Raw genomic sequence first — 16,426 nt, 5'->3', positions numbered from 1 at the left:
GACCGACTATGCCCGACCTGCTGATCGAACTGTTCTCCGAAGAGATCCCCGCGCGGATGCAAGCCCGCGCCGGTGAGGATCTGAAAAAACGGATCACGGACGGTTTGGTCGAGGCTGGTTTGACCTATGCCTCTGCCGCTGCACTGACGACGCCGCGTCGCCTGACGCTGGCTATTGAGGGCCTGCTTGCGGAAAGCCCTACGATCCGCGAAGAGCGCAAAGGCCCCAAGGTCGGCGCGCCTGACAAAGCCATTGAAGGTTTTCTGCGCGGCGCTGGTCTGACCCGAGATCAGTTGGAAGAGCGCGACACGCCCAAAGGCGCAGTCTATTTCGCCACCATCGAAAAGGCGGGCCGCCCGGCCGCTGAAATCATCGCCGAGGTTTTGGAAGCTACCATTCGAAACTTTCCCTGGCCTAAATCGATGCGCTGGGGGGCTGGATCGATGCGGTGGGTACGGCCTTTGCACTCGATCCTGTGTATCCTGACAGATGAGGCAGGCGTGCAGGTCGTGCCGCTTGAGGTCGAGGGGATCACATCCGGTGACACGACTGAGGGCCACCGTTTCATGGCCCCGAACCGGTTTTCTGTGACCTCGTTCGAGGATTATGCCGCCAAGCTGAAACGCGCCTTTGTGGTTCTGTCGCCCGAGGAACGTGCCGAGCATATCTGGAACGACGCTCAGAACATGGCCTTTGCCGCAGGTCTGGAAGTGGTTGATGACAAGGGTCTGCTCGCCGAGGTGGCCGGTCTGGTCGAATGGCCCGTTGTACTGATGGGGCAGATTGATGAGGAGTTTCTTGAGCTGCCGCCCGAGGTGCTGCAGACCTCGATGAAAGAGCATCAGAAGTTCTTTTCCGTGAAAAACCCCAAGACGGGCCGGATCGAACGCTTCATTACCGTCGCCAACCGTGAAACCGCCGACAATGGTGCGACCATTCTGGCAGGGAACCAGAAAGTGCTTTCAGCCCGTCTGGCCGATGCGAAATTCTTTTGGGAGAACGATCTGCGCGTTGCCAAGTCGGACATCGCCCAATGGACCCGCGCGCTGGAGAATGTGACCTTCCAAAACAAGCTGGGTACACAGGCCGAGCGGATCGACCGCATCGCCGCACTGGCCCGCGAACTCGCCCCGGTGATCGGGGCGGATGCCGATCAGGCTGAGAAAGCCGCGCGTTTGGCCAAGGCTGATCTGAACTCCGAAATGGTCTATGAATTCCCTGAACTTCAGGGGCTTATGGGGCGGTATTACATCGAAGCGGCTGGCGAGGACGCTGCCGTCGCGGCTGTGGCGCAAGAGCATTACTCGCCGCTGGGGCCGTCGGATGACGTGCCAACCGCTCCGCTTTCGGTGGCCGTGGCGCTGGCCGACAAGTTGGACACGCTGACCGGATTCTGGGCGATTGATGAGAAGCCGACTGGCTCGAAAGATCCGTTTGCGTTGCGTCGTTCGGCGTTAGGGGTAATTCGACTAATTGTGAATAACAATCTACGCCTTCGGTTGGACCGTTTCTTCGATAGCCAACTTGTTCGAGCAGAAAGCGCTATCAATGACGCCTTGCCCGAAACGAATGTCCGCGATCTCTTGGAAGAAATCGCAGAACATGGTGTCTTTGGTGCGTCATACCAGACAGTCAAAGAAAAGCTTGAAGGACTGCCCGCAACAGCATTTCTTGAGCTTGAGAAAAAGGTTCCTGACGCGTCTGACGATCTCCTTTCTTTCTTCCACGACCGGCTCAAAGTCTTCCTCCGAGACGAAGGCATCCGCCATGATGTCATCGACGCCTGTATCGCGATGGAGGGGAATGACGACCTCAACCTGTTGGTCAAACGTGCGCGTGCTCTGAACGCGGTGATTGCGACCGAGGATGGAGAGAACCTCGTGCAGGGGTTCAAGCGGGCCAACAATATCTTGTCTCAGGCGGAAGAGAAGGATGGGGTGGAATACTCCTACGGCGCGGATGTGAAATTTGCTGAGACCGACAGCGAAAAGGCGCTGTTTGCAGTACTTGATGCGGCAGAGGCCAAGATCGATCCCGCGCTGAAGGCCGAGGATTTCCCGGCAGCGATGGCAGCCATGGCCGAACTGCGCAAGCCTGTGGATGCGTTCTTTGAGGATGTGCAGGTCAACACCGAAAATGACATCCTGCGCCGCAACCGTCTGAACCTGCTGAGCCAGATCCGCAAGGTCTGCTCCAGCGTGGCTGATCTGACCCGGATCGAAGGATAACGCCCTTGCGCCATGGGCGCAGGGCCTTATGCTGCGGGCAAACCAAAAGGTGCCGCAGTGCAGAATAATCCGCATACCACGCTTATCACTCCTAAAGCGCCCGTTGCCGCCAATACCCATGGCGGCCGGGCGAAGTGCCTGCAACGTCTGGTCCGACTGGACATGCCGGTGCCGCGCACGGTGGCGCTGTCTTTTGACGCGGTGCAGCGCATCGCGGAAGGTCAGGTGCCTGACATCGCCGCCATTCTGGAACAATTCGATGCCGAGGCGCTGCTGTGTGTACGGCCTAGTTCAGAAGACCCAGATTGGGGTGGCCCGGGCGCAGTGCTGAACATCGGTATGAATGATGCGCGTTATCTCGATCGATCGGCGGATATGGGCGCAGAAGCGGCGGCGGCGCTCTATCTTCGGTTCGTGCAGAGCTACGCGCTGCATGTGGCCCGTCTGGACCCGGATGTATTCGATGATATCGAGACGGATGGTCGCGAAGGGCTGAGCTTGTATCTGCGCGCGTATGAAGATGAAACCGACGAGGTCTTCCCTCAGGATCGGGGTGAGCAGTTGATCGGTGTCTTGCGGTCGATGGCGCGGGCGTGGGATGGAACCTCGGCCCGGTTGCTGCGACAGGCCAAAGGGGCACCCGCAGATGCCGGGCTTGGACTGGTGATTCAGGAAATGATCCCGGGCGTGGGGCAAGGCGAATGTGGATCGGGCGTGCTGCAACTGATTGATCCGGCAACGGGCATGCCTCAGATCACTGGGCGGTATCTGAGCCAGAGCCAGGGGCGCGATGCGCTCGGCGAAGGCGTTGCTGCGCTGTATCTTGAGAAGGATGAGCGCGGACCATCACTGGAAGATGTGGCTCCCGAAGCTTTCGCAGATCTCAAGGCCAATGCTGCCTTGATGCGAGAGAAGCTGCGCGAAGAGATGCAAGTCGAGTTTGTCGTTCAGAACGGGCAGGTACATATTCTGGATGGTGTCCGGGTGCCACGCGGATCGCGCGCAGGCATGCGGATTGCGGTGCGTTTGGCCGAGGACGGGATCATCCCGCCGCAAGAGGCTGTGATGCGCATCGACCCGCACTCGCTGAATGAACTGCTGCACCGTCAGGTTCACCCAGACGCTGAACGTGATGTTCTGGCCACGGCCATCGCCGCAAGCCCGGGCGCTGCGACAGGTCGGATTGTATTTACCGCAGCCGAAGCGCAGGCCAGCGCTGCACGGGGTGAACCTTGTATTCTTGTGCGCCGTGAAACTTCGCCCGAGGATGTGCGGGGAATGCATGCCTCGGTTGCGGTGTTGACCGAAAAGGGTGGGATTACCAGCCATGCGGCGGTGATCGGCCGAGGTTTGGGACTGCCTTGTATTGTCGGCGCGTCCGAGATGCGGTTTCAAACCAAGAAAAAGCTGCTGAACGCTCCGGATGGGCGGGTGTTCAAAACAGGTGACATTCTGACCATCGACGGCACGTCCGGGCAGGTTCTGGCAGGCCAGCCGGAAATGCTTGAGGCAGCGCTGGATGATTGCTTTCAAACCTTGATGGGGTGGGCCGACGCCGAGCGGGACATTGCGATCCGCGCGAATGCCGATACGCCTGCCGATGCACAGACTGCGCGGAATTTTCAAGCAGAAGGGATCGGGCTTTGCCGGACGGAGCACATGTTCTTTGATCCGGGTCGTCTGACCGTGATGCGCGAGATGATTTTTGCGCAAACGCCCTCGGGGCGTGCTGCGGTGCTGGAACGCCTGCTGCCGATGCAGCGGCAGGATTTTGTACAGCTGTTTCGTATCATGGAGGGGCAGCCGGTTTGCATCCGCCTGTTCGATCCGCCATTGCATGAATTCCTGCCCACAACCCGTAGTGGACAGAGAGAACTGGCCGAGGCGCTGGACCTGCCCGTTTCTGATGTCGAGCGTCGGGTCGAGGCGATGAGCGAATACAACCCCATGCTGGGGCTGCGTGGCGTACGTTTGGGCGTGACTGTACCCGAAATCTACGACATGCAGGCGCGCGCGATCTTCGAAGCAACGTTGGAGGCCAGCAAGGAAGGCGCACCCGTGGTGCCCGAGGTGATGATCCCACTAGTTTCGGCCAAGCGCGAGGTTGAGCTGGTTAAAACCCGGATCGATACGGTCGCGGCCGAGGTTGCCACGGAGCAAGGGCAGGAATTCGATTATCGGTTGGGCGTGATGGTGGAAACGCCCCGGGCCTGTCTGCGCGCGAATGAGATTGCCCCGCATTCCGCCTTTCTCAGCTTTGGAACCAACGATTTGACTCAGATGACCTATGGATTGTCGCGCGACGATGCGGGGCGGTTCATGTCGGCTTATGTGAATTTGGGGGTCTTCAATGAAGATCCATTTCACGTTCTTGATGGGGACGGGGTTGGCGAATTGCTGAAGCTTGGGGCCGAACGTGGTCGGGAGGCTCAGCCAGACGTTACGCTTTCAGTATGTGGTGAACATGGTGGTAACCCCGAATCAATCGCCATCTGCCGAGCTCTGGGGTTTGACTACGTGTCCTGCTCTCCCTTCCGAGTTCCGGTCGCTAGGCTGTCTGCCGCTCAACTGGCGATTTCGTCCAAACTTGGGGGTTGACTAACTGTCCACTACCTAGAAATAGTGGCGAAGTAATTGCCCCGCTGTCGATGAAAATCGGTGGCGTAGGCGATTTTTTACTTGCATTTATTTGAAAACTGGACGTCTGCCTCGAAGTGGGGTATGAGCCTCGTCGCGCCCGCCGGGGGAGGGTATGGCGCGTTTGTGCCTGTGCGAGGTTATCTGATGAGACGCTACATAATGGCTGTCGCCGTGGGGGCCGCAGCCGTGCTGCCAAGTTTGTTGTTCGCCGAACGGCAGAACGACGAAAAACCTGTTGAACTGGTTGCCCGTAACGAGCTGCCAGCGCAGAACTTTCGCGACTATCTTACGCTGTTCAAGCCGCGTAAGGCACCGGAAAAGGTTGAAATCTCTTACACCAAAGGTTGGTTGGATCAGCAGCCCAACGCAAACGGAGATGAACATTTCCGTTGTCTTGCAGAGGCGCTGTATTTCGAAGCCCGTGGTGAAAGCGTACGCGGGCAATTTGCCGTAGCCGAAGTGATCATGAACCGCGTCGAAAGCGGACGCTTTCCGAATTCGCTTTGTGGTGTGATCAAGCAGGGAACCGGCAAGAAGTATCAGTGCCAGTTTACTTACACCTGCGATGGCCACAAAGAGGTCATCCACGAAAAGCGTGCTTACGAGCGTGTCGCCAAGGTTGCCCGTGCGGCGATTGATGGCGTTGCTGAAGAGATGACAGCGGGTGCCACACACTATCACACGAAGGCAGTTCGCCCGTCCTGGTCACGGGTTTACAAGGAAACTGCGCGGATTGGTGTGCATATTTTCTACAAGCACAACTATCGCACTGCCAGCAACTGATTGACGCACCAGCGCTGGAAAGGTGCTGGCTACAGGCGTTTTACCGACTATGTTGCGAGCCAGGAGGCTCGTAATGACCATATCACGCCGACAGTTTCTGCAATCGACCTTGGCCTTGTCGATGATGCCACGCGTGGCGATGGCATCGGCCTCCGAGTTGGTGGCACAGACTTCCATGCAGCAGATCGCGCCCCAAGGGTATCCGGAAACACCGATCTGGAGTTACGGCGGTGGTGTTCCGGGTAGCGAAATCCGTGTTCCACAGGGCGCCCGAGTGCGTCGCAAGCTTGTTAACATGCTGCCCCAACCAACGACTGTTCACTGGCATGGCGTCCGGATTGACAATGCGATGGATGGAGTGCCCGGTCTGACGCAGGAGGTCGTGCAGCCGAAGGCTAGTTTTGACTATGATTTCGAGGTGCCGGATGCGGGGACCTATTGGTACCACGCGCATAATCAATCTATGGAACAGGTCGCGCGAGGGCTTTATGGCCCTTTGATCGTCGAAGAGGCCAGCGGACCCGATGTTGATCAGGACCTGAGCCTGATGCTGGACGATTGGCGCCTTGACCCCGAAAGCGCAGAGATTTCAGGCGAGTTCGACAATGGTCATGATCTGAGCCATGCGGGTCGGCTGGGCAACCTTATAACGGTGAACGGAAAGTTTGACCCTTCTTATCCGGTACAGACGTCTGAACGATTACGCTTACGGCTGATCAATGCGGCGAATGCCCGGGTATTCGACGTCACGCTCGACGGGCTCGCCGGCTGGATCGTGGCGCTTGACGGTATGCCGCTTGAGGTTCCATTGCGGGTTGAAAACAGTTTCCCATTGGCACCCGCGCAGCGGGCTGACCTGATCGTTGATGTTTTGGCGAACTCGGGCCAGGCGGCGAGCATTGTCAGCGTGGAGCGGGACGGCGCATACGGATTGCTCAAGTTTGATGTGTCAGGAGTTTCATCACGTGTTGCGCGGACTGAAATTGATCCGCTACCGGTAAATCAGATGCCCGAAATTACACTGCAGAACACTCCGCTGCATCGTATGACGATGCAAGGTGGGGCAATGCGCTGGTTGGAAAGCGCCAACTTGGGCGATGCGGAGCTTTCAGGTCGTGAGTTGGCACAGCTTGGGCGATTCTGGGCATTGAACGGATATGCAGAGCGGCCGGATGATCCGTTTCTGGATGTGCGATTGGGATCGGTTCATCGGATTGAATTTGCAAATGAAACGGCATTTCCACATGCCATGCATCTGCATGGCCACCATTTTCGCATAATCTTGCAGGATGGTACGCTGGGGCCGTGGCGTGACACTGTTCTGGTCGAGCGTGGGCAGGTGCGGCAGGTGGCGCTTGTCGCCGACAATCCAGGTAACTGGCTGTTGCATTGTCACATGCTAGGCCATGCGGCATCGGGAATGATGAGCTGGTTTCGGGTCATGTAACGCCGCAATCGATAGCTGGAAAGGCGCATGTTACGGTGCTATACGCCCGCGAAACGCCTAAAGTGGGCTGTGATCAGTCCACCGAGCCCGAAAAGGTCCGACGTATGAGCTCTGAAATCCGCCTTGCCTTCGCGCATCCCTCTGAGCGGTCCGAGGCAACCGCACCTCGCGGTCCTTTGGATCGTATTTCTTTGCGGGATCACATTGTCGAAGTTGAGATCGGTGCCTTTCAGGCTGAACGCGGCACAACCCAACGTATCTGTTTCAACATCGTCGTTGAAGTGCGTCCGTTGAGCGATCCTATTGATGATGATGTGGATCGCATTCTGTCTTATGACAGAGTAACCGAAGCGATCGCGTTCGAATTGGCGGCTGAGCGGTTGAATCTTCTAGAAACACTGGCTGACCGCGTGGCTGAGCGAATTTTGCATGAGCCTCAGGCCGTAAGAGCCTTTGTTCGAATTGAAAAATTGGATCGCGGCCCCGGTGCGCTGGGGGTCGAGATCGTCCGCGGAAAGGATGCGGTGCATCACGACGTGACCGAAGAAGAGCGGCCTCATCCGCGGCTTGTTTTCCTGTCAAATGCCGCGATTGAATCCGAAAACCTGACTGGCTGGATCGATCAGCTCGAGAACCGTCAGCGCCCGCTGATCTTGTGTGTTGGTGCCTCTGATCTGGCGGTGCCGCAGACCGGCCATGCCATGACGCAACGCAGGATTGATCTGCTGGCGATCGAGCAGAACGCCTGGGTGTTGGCCGCAAGGGATTTCCGTTGCGTAGTCGTCTCGACACGGACCGAGTTGGATTGGGCGATGAAAAACGGTCAGATATGCGTTTGGGCACCGTCGAAAGTAGTGTTGGATGCGGTAGATGGCCCGTCTGCGGCACCGTCGGATGCAGTGGCGCTGGCTGCGTGGTTCGCGGCAACATTTGAAGCCAGCGAAATGCTGGTGATCGGCGGAGACCTGCCCGAGGCCCCTAAAACGCCGTTGCGTGCAGTTCCGGTCGAACAGGCGCAACTGTGACTGTCTATTATCGACCATTGGTTCAGCACGGCTCCTTGCGTCCTCAGGGTTCAGTACCTCTGGCCGGTCAGAATCTGTGGTTTACGCAGGCCGAAAAGATCGAGCGGAACAACGTCAGGAAGATCGTGAATGTCGTTGATATTCCTCCGGAATATCTGGATTCGTTGACGCGCGCGCGTACAACAGTCGCCGGGCTTGATATGGCGCAGCCTCAGATCATGGGCATTCTGAACGCAACGCCCGATAGCTTCTCGGATGGAGGGGTGCATAACTCGGTTGACACAGCGCGCACCGCTGCAGTCGAGATGGTGGCGCATGGTGCAAGCATTCTGGACATCGGCGGCGAGTCCACACGCCCCGGAGCTGATTTCGTGCCGGAGGACGAAGAAATTGCGCGTACGCGCCCCCTGATCGAGGCGATCCGCTCCGAAACCGATGCGTTGATCTCGATCGATACTCGTAAAGCCAGCGTTGCCAGAGCCGCGTATCAGGCAGGCGCAGGGCTGATCAATGACGTGTCGGGGTTCACTTTCGACCCGCAACTTGCGCCATTTTGCGCACAGATCGAGGCTCCGGTCTGCGTAATGCATATGCAGGGTGATCCGGCCACGATGCAGGATGACCCGCAATATGACGACGTTTTATTGGACGTTTACGATTTCCTAGATGGGCAAATCACTGAATTGGTAGGGCAGGGCCTGAACCGCGATCTGATTATCGTCGATCCCGGCATCGGGTTTGGCAAAAACACAGATCACAACCTAACCCTTTTGCGTAATCTCAGCCTGTTCCACGGGTTGGGCTGCCCAATCCTGTTAGGCGTTTCGCGCAAAGGGTTCATTGGCGAGATCGGCAAAGAGTCGCGCAAGGATGCCCGCGCGCCGGGATCAATCGCGGTTGCTCTGGCGGGAATATCACAGGGCGTGCAGATTGTGCGGGTACATGACGTGGCCGAGACGGCTCAGGCCTTGCGTCTATGGGCCGCCGTCCGGTAATCCGGACACAAGGAATTTCAGGAGAACGACTTATGCGCAAGCTGTTTGGAACCGACGGAGTGCGGGGCACCGCCAACACGCACCCGATGACGGCGGAAATGGCATTGCGTATCGGTGCTGCTGTGGGTCGGTATTTTCGCCGGGATGCGTCAGGCGTGCATCGGGTGGTCATTGGTAAGGACACAAGGCTGTCTGGCTATATGCTGGAAAACGCGTTGACGGCGGGCCTGACCTCTACGGGCATGAATGTGCTGTTGCTGGGGCCGGTGCCGACGCCCGCAGTCGGGTTGATGACTCGTTCGATGCGTGCAGATTTGGGCGTGATGATCTCGGCCAGCCACAACCCGGCGATCGACAATGGTATCAAGTTTTTTGGGCCAGATGGCTTCAAATTGTCTGATCAGGCAGAGATTGATATCGAACGGCTGATCGAAGAAGGCGTAAGCCCCGCGCAGGCACAGAACATCGGCCGTGCGCGTCGGGTCGATGATGCGCGCTTTCGTTACGGAGAGCGGGTGAAATCCTCGTTGCCGCGCGATCTGCGGCTGGGCGGGCTGAAGGTCGTGATCGACTGCGCAAATGGGGCGGCGCATCGGACAGCGCCCGAGGTTCTGTGGGAGCTGGGTGCGGATGTGATCCCGGTTGGGACTGCACCTGACGGCAAGAATATCAACCTCGATTGCGGCTCGACACAGCCGCGCGTAGCGGCTGAGACGGTGGTGTCGCATGGAGCGGATGTGGGGATCTGTCTGGACGGTGACGCCGACCGGGTGGTTGTGATCGACGAAACCGGGACCGTAGCTGATGGGGACCAGCTGATGGCTCTATTGGCGTCATCCTGGTCCCGCGCCGACCAGCTCAAAGGCGGTGCGCTGGTGGCAACGGTGATGTCAAACCTCGGGCTGGAACGGTATCTGGCGGGGCAAGGGCTGCGGTTGGAACGCACTGCCGTTGGTGACCGGTATGTAGTCGAACGGATGCGCGAAGGTGGCTTCAATCTGGGCGGCGAACAATCGGGCCATATTGTTATGAGCGATTATGCCACAACCGGCGACGGGCTTATGGCAGGGCTCCATTTTCTGGCCGAGATGGTACAGACCGGAAAGAAGGCCTCGGAACTGTCGCGCCAGTTTGAGACGGTGCCGCAACTGCTGAAAAATGTGCGTTTTGGTGCCGGTCAGGCGCCGCTTGAGGCCGCCAGCGTCCAAAGTGCTATTTCCGACGCCGAAGCACGCCTGAATGGTCAGGGACGCCTGTTGATCCGCAAATCAGGAACCGAACCTTTGATCCGGGTTATGGCTGAATGCGAAGATTCCGCCCTGCTGAACCAGGTTGTTGATGGGATCGTGGCCGAGGTCGAGGCCGCCACAGGCTAACGCCCGATCAGCATTTTACGCAGGCTGAACCATTGGCTGATCGCCAAACCGGTCAGAATCATGAGTAGAGCGATGTAGAAGCGCAGAGGCAAAGCCTCGGACAGAATCCACGCTCCGAATACCATTGACCAGATGGGCACCTGATAATTCACCAAGGTCATAAAAACCGATCCGGCGCTACGGATGATCGAAACGCGAAGCAGTGTGGCGAAGGCTGTTGGTATCAGCCCCAGAATTATGATGGCAAGTCCTGAGCGTGTGCCTTGCCATGTGGGTGTTCCTTCAGTCATCAGCATGATCGGCAATAAGATCACTGCGCCAACGACCAGTGTCAGTGCAGACAACGTTATCGGGTCAATTGGCGGACAACGGCGTGTAATAACGGATGAACTGGCATAGCAGAATGCCGCGCCGATACAGGCAAGCTGGGCCAGTGGCTCGGCCCCTTGGCCCAGCTGTGCCAGGCCGGGGCCGATCAGAACAAGCGCACCGGAAAATCCCAGCGATACCCCAACCAAGCGGCGCACGTACATAGGCTCATCCGAAAAGAAATGTGCCAATGGCAGCACCATGAGCGGAACCGCGGCCATCGACAGGCCCGCAAATGCCGATGGCACATATTGCTGGCCCCAACTCAGCAACACAAAGGGCAGGGCAGTAGAAAGCACTCCGATAACAGTGACGAACCACCAAAGTTGAGCACTCATCGCGGGCATTTTGCGCCGTGTGATCCGCATCAACATCAGCAGTGTGACCGCGCCCAGAGTTGTGCGCGCGGTGGCCACAGTAATGGGGCCATAGCCTTCAAGAGCTATGGCCACGACCATGAAAGTGGCCCCCCAGATGAGACCGAGCGCTGCGATGCCGCTCCAGTCGCGGTGGTCGGGTTGTTGAACCATTCCATCCCCTTATCCTGCGATCAGGTCGGTGTCACGATGCGATCTTGACTTTTTGTAAGTATTTACTTACCGTTAGTCATGACTTACCATGATACGTTCTATGCGTTAGGTGATCCGACCCGCCGGCAGGTGTTCGAAGCGGTAGCTGACAAGCCCCGTGCAGTAGGTGAACTGGCAGGTGAATTGCCCGTTAGTCGCCCTGCGGTATCCCAGCATCTGAAAGTGCTTTCCGACGCCGGTTTGGTCGAATGCCGCGCTGAAGGCACCCGACGGATTTATGCGGCGCGGCCCGGCGGGCTGAATGAAATGCGGGCGTGGTTAGAGCGCTACTGGTCTGATGTTCTGGAAAGCTTTGCAATTGAGGTAAATGAAGGGGGGCAGGACATATGACGGATCCAATCATCAAAACTGTAGTTGTAAATGCAGCGCCACAACAGGCTTTCGACATATTCGTCAAGCGCACGGCATCATGGTGGCCACTGAACCGGCACGCGGTATCTGCCGGAGCTGGCAAGGCGGCTTTGGGTGTCGTGATTGAAACTGAAGTTGGCGGCGCGGTCTATGAAGTGATGCATGATGGCGCACGGGCCAAATGGGGGGAGGTTCTGGATTATGAGGTCGGTCGCCACTTTGCTATGAGCTGGCATCCGGGCACTGATCCAGACAAACAGACCCGCGTCGAGGTGAAGTTCGAGGATCATGGGCAGGGACAAACCAAAGTTACGTTGACCCATTCTGGTTGGGAGGTCTGGGCCGCTGAGGCACAAACCAAGCGAGATGGCTATAACAGTGGCTGGGATTATGTACTTGCGACCTGTTTTGCCGATGCGGTGGGCAAATGAAAAGGGCGGCCACATGGGCCGCCCTTTCACTAACAGACGTCAGGCCTAGTTCTTTTCTTTGTCGACCATTTTACCGGCCGAGATCCAAGGCATCATACCACGCAGTTTGGCACCGGTTTCTTCGATCATGTGCTCGTCATTGGCGCGGCGGGCCGCTTTGATGGTCGGCTGACCAACGGCGTTTTCCAGCATGAAGTCACGAACGAATTTGCCCTGCTGGATGTCGTTCAGAACCTCTTTCATTCGTGCTTTGGTCTCGTCGTATTTCAGGATACGCGGGCCGGTGACGTACTGGCCGTATTCGGCCGTGTTCGAGATCGAGTAATCCATGTTGGCGATGCCGCCTTCATAGATCAGGTCCACGATCAGCTTCACCTCGTGCAGACACTCGAAATAGGCCATCTCGGGCGCGTAGCCAGCTTCGACCAGCGTTTCAAAGCCGCAGCGGATCAGCTCTACCAGACCACCGCACAGAACGGCTTGTTCGCCGAACAGGTCGGTTTCGCATTCTTCGCGGAAGTTGGTTTCGATGATGCCCGAACGCCCGCCACCGATGGCTGAGCAATAGGACAGGCCGATTTCCAGCGCTTTGCCGGTCGCATCGTTGTCGACCGCGACGAGGCAAGGAACACCGCCGCCTTTGGTGTATTCACCGCGCACAGTGTGGCCGGGGCCTTTAGGGGCCATCATGATGACGTCGACACCTTCTTTCGGCTCGATCAAGCCGAAGTGCACGTTCAGGCCGTGGGCAAACGCAATCGCGGCGCCCGGCTTGATATTGTCATGCACGTATTTCTTGTACGTCTCGGCCTGCAGTTCGTCGGGCATGGTGAACATGATGACGTCGCACCAAACGGCGGCTTCAGCGATGTCCATCACTTCCAAACCTTCCGCTTCGGCTTTCTTCGCTGAAGGCGAACCTTCGCGCAGCGCTACGACAAGGTTCTTGGCGCCCGAGTCACGTAGGTTCAGAGCGTGGGCGTGACCTTGCGAGCCGTAGCCCAGGATGGCCACTTTCTTGTCTTTGATCAGGTTGATGTCGCAATCGCGATCGTAATAGACGCGCATTTTGCCGGTCCTTTCTGTTTCGATTGCGGTGGTTTTTACTTTGTATTTCCATGGATAGCGATGGCTCTATCCTTGGAAAATCAAGAATAAATGCCTTGTCTATTCTTGAAAAATGCTATTCTTGTAAATTTCATGTTAGATGATCTGGATCGCCGAATATTACGCCATCTGCAGGCCGAGCCGAGTTTGTCCGGTGCGGAACTGGCCGAACGTTGCCGCAGCACGCAGGGAGTTTGCGGGCGGCGAATCGAAAAGATGCAGGCGGCGGGTATCATCGAAGGGCAGGAGGCAGTAATTGATTGGACCGCTCTGGGATATGCGGTAGAAGTGTCGCTGCGCGTGACCTTGGACAAGACGCAGGCACGGGCCTTTGATGAATTTACCGAAGCTGCCCGTGAAGTGGGCGAGGTGATCGAACTTCAGACCTTTCTGGGGCGCGTCGATGTGCGCCTTTCAGTGCTGGCACAGGACATGAGCCATTACCAACAGGTCTATCGGGATCGCATCCTGACACTGCCGCATATCGCAGATATTGAGGCCTTGATGCACATTGCTCGAGTCAAACAGGATGAGGCATTGCCGATATGATCGAATTGGACGAAATCGATCGAAGGATTTTGCGCGCTTTGAGGCAGGATGCCACCCAAAGCGCCGGTGCATTGGGGCGCAAGTTCGGGTTGTCTCAGCCCGCCACCTGGCGCCGAATTAAGCGTCTGGAAGATGCGGGTGTGATCAAAGGTCGACGATTGCGGCTGAACGCCGAAGCGCTCGGGTTCGGGGTAACGGTGTTTTTGGGCGTGAAACTAGCGCGAAAAGGTCAGGTTAGCCTTGAGGATTTTGAACGCGCCGTCAGTGCCATTCCAGAAGTGCAGACAGTCGAGCATGTGCTAGGGCTTTACGATTATCGCTTGCGGGTTGTGGCGCGGGACCTGGCTGATTTCGAGAGAGTCTTGCGGAGACGCGTTATGACTCTGCCCGGGGCCGGGGAAGTCGAGGCCAACGTATTGCTAAGCGAAGAGCGCCTTCCAGGACCGATTGGTTAGTACTTTGAGCGGATTCGAAATCCGGGATGATGGGTCATGCGGGCAAAAGTCATGGGGCGGCCGTTTTTCCATGTGGTCCGCTCGAGCTGGATCATCGATGTCCCAGTCGTGGTGCCCATGAAATCAGCTAAGCGCCCATCGGCAGAGATGGCGCAAAAGGCGATCTCAGCTTCGGTAAAAGGTGCTGCGTTCAGCAACCATTCATGAGGGCCGCTTTTGTTCAGATCGGCGTGTTCAACCTCGGGAACGGCTTCAATATTGATCCAGCGCTCTTCAAGCTGGAAGGGACGATTGTCAGCATAGTGCATACAAATCACATGCAAGACACGCGCATCCGGCTCGACATTCAATTGAGAGGTCAGCCAGCCGGGGCTGTAGACCACCCTACGTTCCACCAGTGCGTAGCGATAGGCTGAGTTCTGATTCTCAACTGCCTGACGTGCCAGTGAAATCTCAAGTTTGGCTTGTTTGCGCGGCTCTTTCTTAACCCGCGTCCCGCTTTTGCGTTTACGCTCGACAAAGCCCTGTTCTGCAAGTTCTCGCAACGCCCGGTTGACTGTAGCGCGGGCGCAATTGAACTCTTCCGCAAGTTGGGTTTCGGTGGGCAGAAGTGAGCCCTGTGGCCAAATACGTGATTCAATCCGCCGTTTAACTTCGTCCCGGACGACCTGAAAATTGATCCGCTTTTGCGCAGTCACGAGCTAAAAAATCCATTCTTGTTCAAAGTGAGTGTATCTGGTCAGAAACACGTCAGGGTGTAAAGAGATGGTGACACTAGTTGGCGTCATTTCTGCTAATTGTTGCATGTTAAATCTCAAAGTAAAACTTAAGGTTGCGGGTTACTTAAGGTCAACCAATCTTGGCGCATTGAAGCTTTACCCCGAGGCAAGGAACAGGCAGAAACAAGTGGCGATAGGAAAGGACGCATGATGCCTGCATTACTCGGAACCGTTGATCCCAATGGCCTTGAGGAATTCTCGGTCGTATTTACTGATCGCTCGCTCAACCATATGTCTGCAAACTTTCAACAGGTTATGCGCGATATCTCTGATATGTTGCGCGAGGTATACAACGCTGAAGGTGTCGCCATTGTTCCTGGAGGCGGGACGTACGGGATGGAGGCGGTTGCGCGACAATTTGCACGCGGGGCAAATGTTCTCGTGGTCCGCAACGGCTGGTTTTCCTATCGCTGGAGCCAGATCATAGAATCAGGTGAATTGACCGGTTCGACGACGGTTTTGAAAGCCCGAGAGACCGGGAATGCCAGCCCTTCGCCCTTTGCACCTGCTCCGATAGAAGAAGTTGTCGCGACAATCCGTGAGAAACGCCCGGATGTCGTTTTTGCCCCGCATGTCGAAACCTCTGCTGGGGTGATTTTGCCTGATGACTATGTAAACGCAATGGCAACCGCCGCGCATGAGGTGGGTGCGCTTATGGTACTGGATTGCATCGCGTCGGGCTGTGCTTGGGTCGATATGAAGGCAACCGGTGTGGATGTGCTGATTTCGGCTCCGCAAAAGGGGTGGAGTGCGACGCCCTGTGCCGGTCTTGTCATGCTGTCTGAGCGGGCCGAAGCACGGTTGACCGAAACCACATCTGACAGTTTTGCGATTGATCTGAAGAAATGGCGACAGATCATGCAGGCCTATGAAAATGGCGGCCATGCCTATCACGCCACGATGCCCACGGATTCTCTGCGTGCCTTTCGCGATACCATGCTTGAAACACGTGAGTATGGATTCGAAAAGTTGCGTGCGGCGCAGTGGGCTTTGGGGGATGGCGTACGGGCTTATCTGAAGGATAAAGGCGTGATGTCGGTGGCAGCCGAAGGTTTCGGCGCGCCCGGAGTGGTCGTCAGTTACACTGCCGACCCCGAGATTCAAAACGGTAAGAAGTTCGCGGCTTTGGGCATGCAGATCGCGGCAGGTGTGCCGCTTCAATGTGATGAACCGGCTGGGTTCAGCACATTCCGTCTGGGGCTGTTTGGCTTGGACAAACTTTATGATGTCGACGGCACGATTTCGCGCCTGACACGCGTTTTGGATCAGGTATTGTAACCGGCAACGCGGGCAGAAGCCCG

Annotated in this window: 15 protein-coding genes; 12 read left to right on the top strand and 3 right to left on the bottom strand. The window is 57.0% G+C overall.

The genetic code is table 11. The features are described from left to right. Positions 1–8: 8 nt before the first annotated feature. From glyS to glmM, 7 genes are all read left to right on the top strand, one after another. A complete protein-coding gene (gene glyS / locus AC2FI7_RS01195; protein ID WP_496815561.1) occupies positions 9–2,228 on the top strand; it encodes a glycine--tRNA ligase subunit beta in 2,220 nt (739 codons plus the stop codon). Positions 2,229–2,240: 12 nt separating this feature from the next. Then, positions 2,241–4,826 (top strand): putative PEP-binding protein, encoded by a 2,586-nt coding sequence (locus tag AC2FI7_RS01190; RefSeq protein ID WP_010439288.1) that lies wholly within the window; start codon positions 2,241–2,243, stop codon positions 4,824–4,826. 186 nt (positions 4,827–5,012) lie between these two features. After that, on the top strand, positions 5,013–5,651 hold the full coding sequence (locus AC2FI7_RS01185; RefSeq protein WP_029621754.1) for a cell wall hydrolase: 639 nt from the start codon (positions 5,013–5,015) through the stop codon (positions 5,649–5,651). 73 nt (positions 5,652–5,724) lie between these two features. Then, positions 5,725–7,098: a multicopper oxidase family protein gene (locus AC2FI7_RS01180; RefSeq protein ID WP_010439294.1), complete on the top strand. Its 1,374-nt coding sequence runs from the start codon at positions 5,725–5,727 to the stop codon at positions 7,096–7,098. 104 nt (positions 7,099–7,202) lie between these two features. Further along, positions 7,203–8,123 carry a dihydroneopterin aldolase gene (locus AC2FI7_RS01175; protein ID WP_010439296.1) on the top strand — a complete coding sequence of 307 codons (921 nt, stop codon included), beginning with the start codon at positions 7,203–7,205 and terminating at the stop codon, positions 8,121–8,123. Then, complete coding sequence (gene folP, locus AC2FI7_RS01170; RefSeq protein ID WP_010439298.1) at positions 8,120–9,118, top strand: dihydropteroate synthase; 999 nt, start codon at positions 8,120–8,122, stop codon at positions 9,116–9,118. Before AC2FI7_RS01175 ends, folP begins: the two co-directional genes overlap by 4 nt. A 32-nt stretch (positions 9,119–9,150) precedes the next feature. Further along, positions 9,151–10,494, top strand: a complete 1,344-nt coding sequence (gene glmM / locus AC2FI7_RS01165; protein ID WP_010439300.1) for a phosphoglucosamine mutase — start codon at positions 9,151–9,153, stop codon at positions 10,492–10,494. Here glmM and AC2FI7_RS01160 read toward each other — a convergent pair. Then, positions 10,491–11,393, bottom strand: a complete 903-nt coding sequence (locus tag AC2FI7_RS01160) for a DMT family transporter (RefSeq protein ID WP_010439303.1) — start codon at positions 11,391–11,393, stop codon at positions 10,491–10,493. The genes glmM and AC2FI7_RS01160 overlap by 4 nt on opposite strands. A 78-nt stretch (positions 11,394–11,471) precedes the next feature. Between AC2FI7_RS01160 and AC2FI7_RS01155 the strand changes: the two genes are divergently transcribed. Both AC2FI7_RS01155 and AC2FI7_RS01150 read left to right on the top strand, forming a co-directional pair. Next, positions 11,472–11,783, top strand: coding sequence for an ArsR/SmtB family transcription factor (locus tag AC2FI7_RS01155; RefSeq protein WP_010439305.1), 312 nt, complete (start codon positions 11,472–11,474; stop codon positions 11,781–11,783). Continuing rightward, complete coding sequence (locus AC2FI7_RS01150; protein ID WP_010439306.1) at positions 11,780–12,235, top strand: SRPBCC domain-containing protein; 456 nt, start codon at positions 11,780–11,782, stop codon at positions 12,233–12,235. The genes AC2FI7_RS01155 and AC2FI7_RS01150 overlap by 4 nt, the downstream gene beginning before the upstream one ends. A 45-nt stretch (positions 12,236–12,280) precedes the next feature. Here AC2FI7_RS01150 and ilvC read toward each other — a convergent pair whose 3' ends face one another. Then, the gene (gene ilvC / locus AC2FI7_RS01145) at positions 12,281–13,303 is read right to left on the bottom strand and encodes a ketol-acid reductoisomerase (RefSeq protein ID WP_010439309.1); all 1,023 of its coding nucleotides are present in this window, start codon (positions 13,301–13,303) and stop codon (positions 12,281–12,283) included. Between the two features lie 132 nt (positions 13,304–13,435). On the opposite strand from ilvC, the gene AC2FI7_RS01140 reads away from it, so the two are divergent. Both AC2FI7_RS01140 and AC2FI7_RS01135 read left to right on the top strand, forming a co-directional pair. Then, positions 13,436–13,891 (top strand): Lrp/AsnC family transcriptional regulator, encoded by a 456-nt coding sequence (locus AC2FI7_RS01140; protein WP_029621755.1) that lies wholly within the window; start codon positions 13,436–13,438, stop codon positions 13,889–13,891. Beyond that, on the top strand, positions 13,888–14,346 hold the full coding sequence (locus tag AC2FI7_RS01135; protein WP_010439313.1) for an Lrp/AsnC family transcriptional regulator: 459 nt from the start codon (positions 13,888–13,890) through the stop codon (positions 14,344–14,346). The genes AC2FI7_RS01140 and AC2FI7_RS01135 overlap by 4 nt, the downstream gene beginning before the upstream one ends. On the opposite strand, the gene hutC is transcribed toward AC2FI7_RS01135, so the two are convergent. Continuing rightward, positions 14,343–15,044, bottom strand: a complete 702-nt coding sequence (hutC, locus tag AC2FI7_RS01130; protein ID WP_010439315.1) for a histidine utilization transcriptional repressor HutC — start codon at positions 15,042–15,044, stop codon at positions 14,343–14,345. The two genes, AC2FI7_RS01135 and hutC, sit on opposite strands and share 4 nt — an antisense overlap. Before the next feature lie 231 nt (positions 15,045–15,275). On the opposite strand from hutC, the gene AC2FI7_RS01125 reads away from it, so the two are divergent. After that, the gene (locus tag AC2FI7_RS01125; RefSeq protein WP_496815601.1) at positions 15,276–16,403 is read left to right on the top strand and encodes an aminotransferase class V-fold PLP-dependent enzyme; all 1,128 of its coding nucleotides are present in this window, start codon (positions 15,276–15,278) and stop codon (positions 16,401–16,403) included. Positions 16,404–16,426: the final 23 nt, after the last annotated feature.

The sequence above is a fragment of the Ruegeria sp. YTSA064 genome, from assembly GCF_059610325.1.
Note: the sequence above shows the minus strand (reverse complement) of the source record. Positions and strands in the feature narration are given on the sequence as shown.

Coding starts and splice junctions, on each gene's coding strand:
- AC2FI7_RS01155 (WP_010439305.1), top strand. CDS start 11,472: ATGACTTACCATGATACGTTCTATGCGTTAGGTGATCCGACCCGCCGG.
- AC2FI7_RS01185 (WP_029621754.1), top strand. CDS start 5,013: ATGAGACGCTACATAATGGCTGTCGCCGTGGGGGCCGCAGCCGTGCTG.
- glmM (WP_010439300.1), top strand. CDS start 9,151: ATGCGCAAGCTGTTTGGAACCGACGGAGTGCGGGGCACCGCCAACACG.
- AC2FI7_RS01160 (WP_010439303.1), bottom strand. CDS start 11,393: ATGGTTCAACAACCCGACCACCGCGACTGGAGCGGCATCGCAGCGCTC.
- AC2FI7_RS01125 (WP_496815601.1), top strand. CDS start 15,276: ATGCCTGCATTACTCGGAACCGTTGATCCCAATGGCCTTGAGGAATTC.
- AC2FI7_RS01175 (WP_010439296.1), top strand. CDS start 7,203: ATGAGCTCTGAAATCCGCCTTGCCTTCGCGCATCCCTCTGAGCGGTCC.
- AC2FI7_RS01150 (WP_010439306.1), top strand. CDS start 11,780: ATGACGGATCCAATCATCAAAACTGTAGTTGTAAATGCAGCGCCACAA.
- ilvC (WP_010439309.1), bottom strand. CDS start 13,303: ATGCGCGTCTATTACGATCGCGATTGCGACATCAACCTGATCAAAGAC.
- glyS (WP_496815561.1), top strand. CDS start 9: ATGCCCGACCTGCTGATCGAACTGTTCTCCGAAGAGATCCCCGCGCGG.
- AC2FI7_RS01180 (WP_010439294.1), top strand. CDS start 5,725: ATGACCATATCACGCCGACAGTTTCTGCAATCGACCTTGGCCTTGTCG.
- AC2FI7_RS01140 (WP_029621755.1), top strand. CDS start 13,436: ATGTTAGATGATCTGGATCGCCGAATATTACGCCATCTGCAGGCCGAG.
- AC2FI7_RS01190 (WP_010439288.1), top strand. CDS start 2,241: ATGGGCGCAGGGCCTTATGCTGCGGGCAAACCAAAAGGTGCCGCAGTG.
- AC2FI7_RS01135 (WP_010439313.1), top strand. CDS start 13,888: ATGATCGAATTGGACGAAATCGATCGAAGGATTTTGCGCGCTTTGAGG.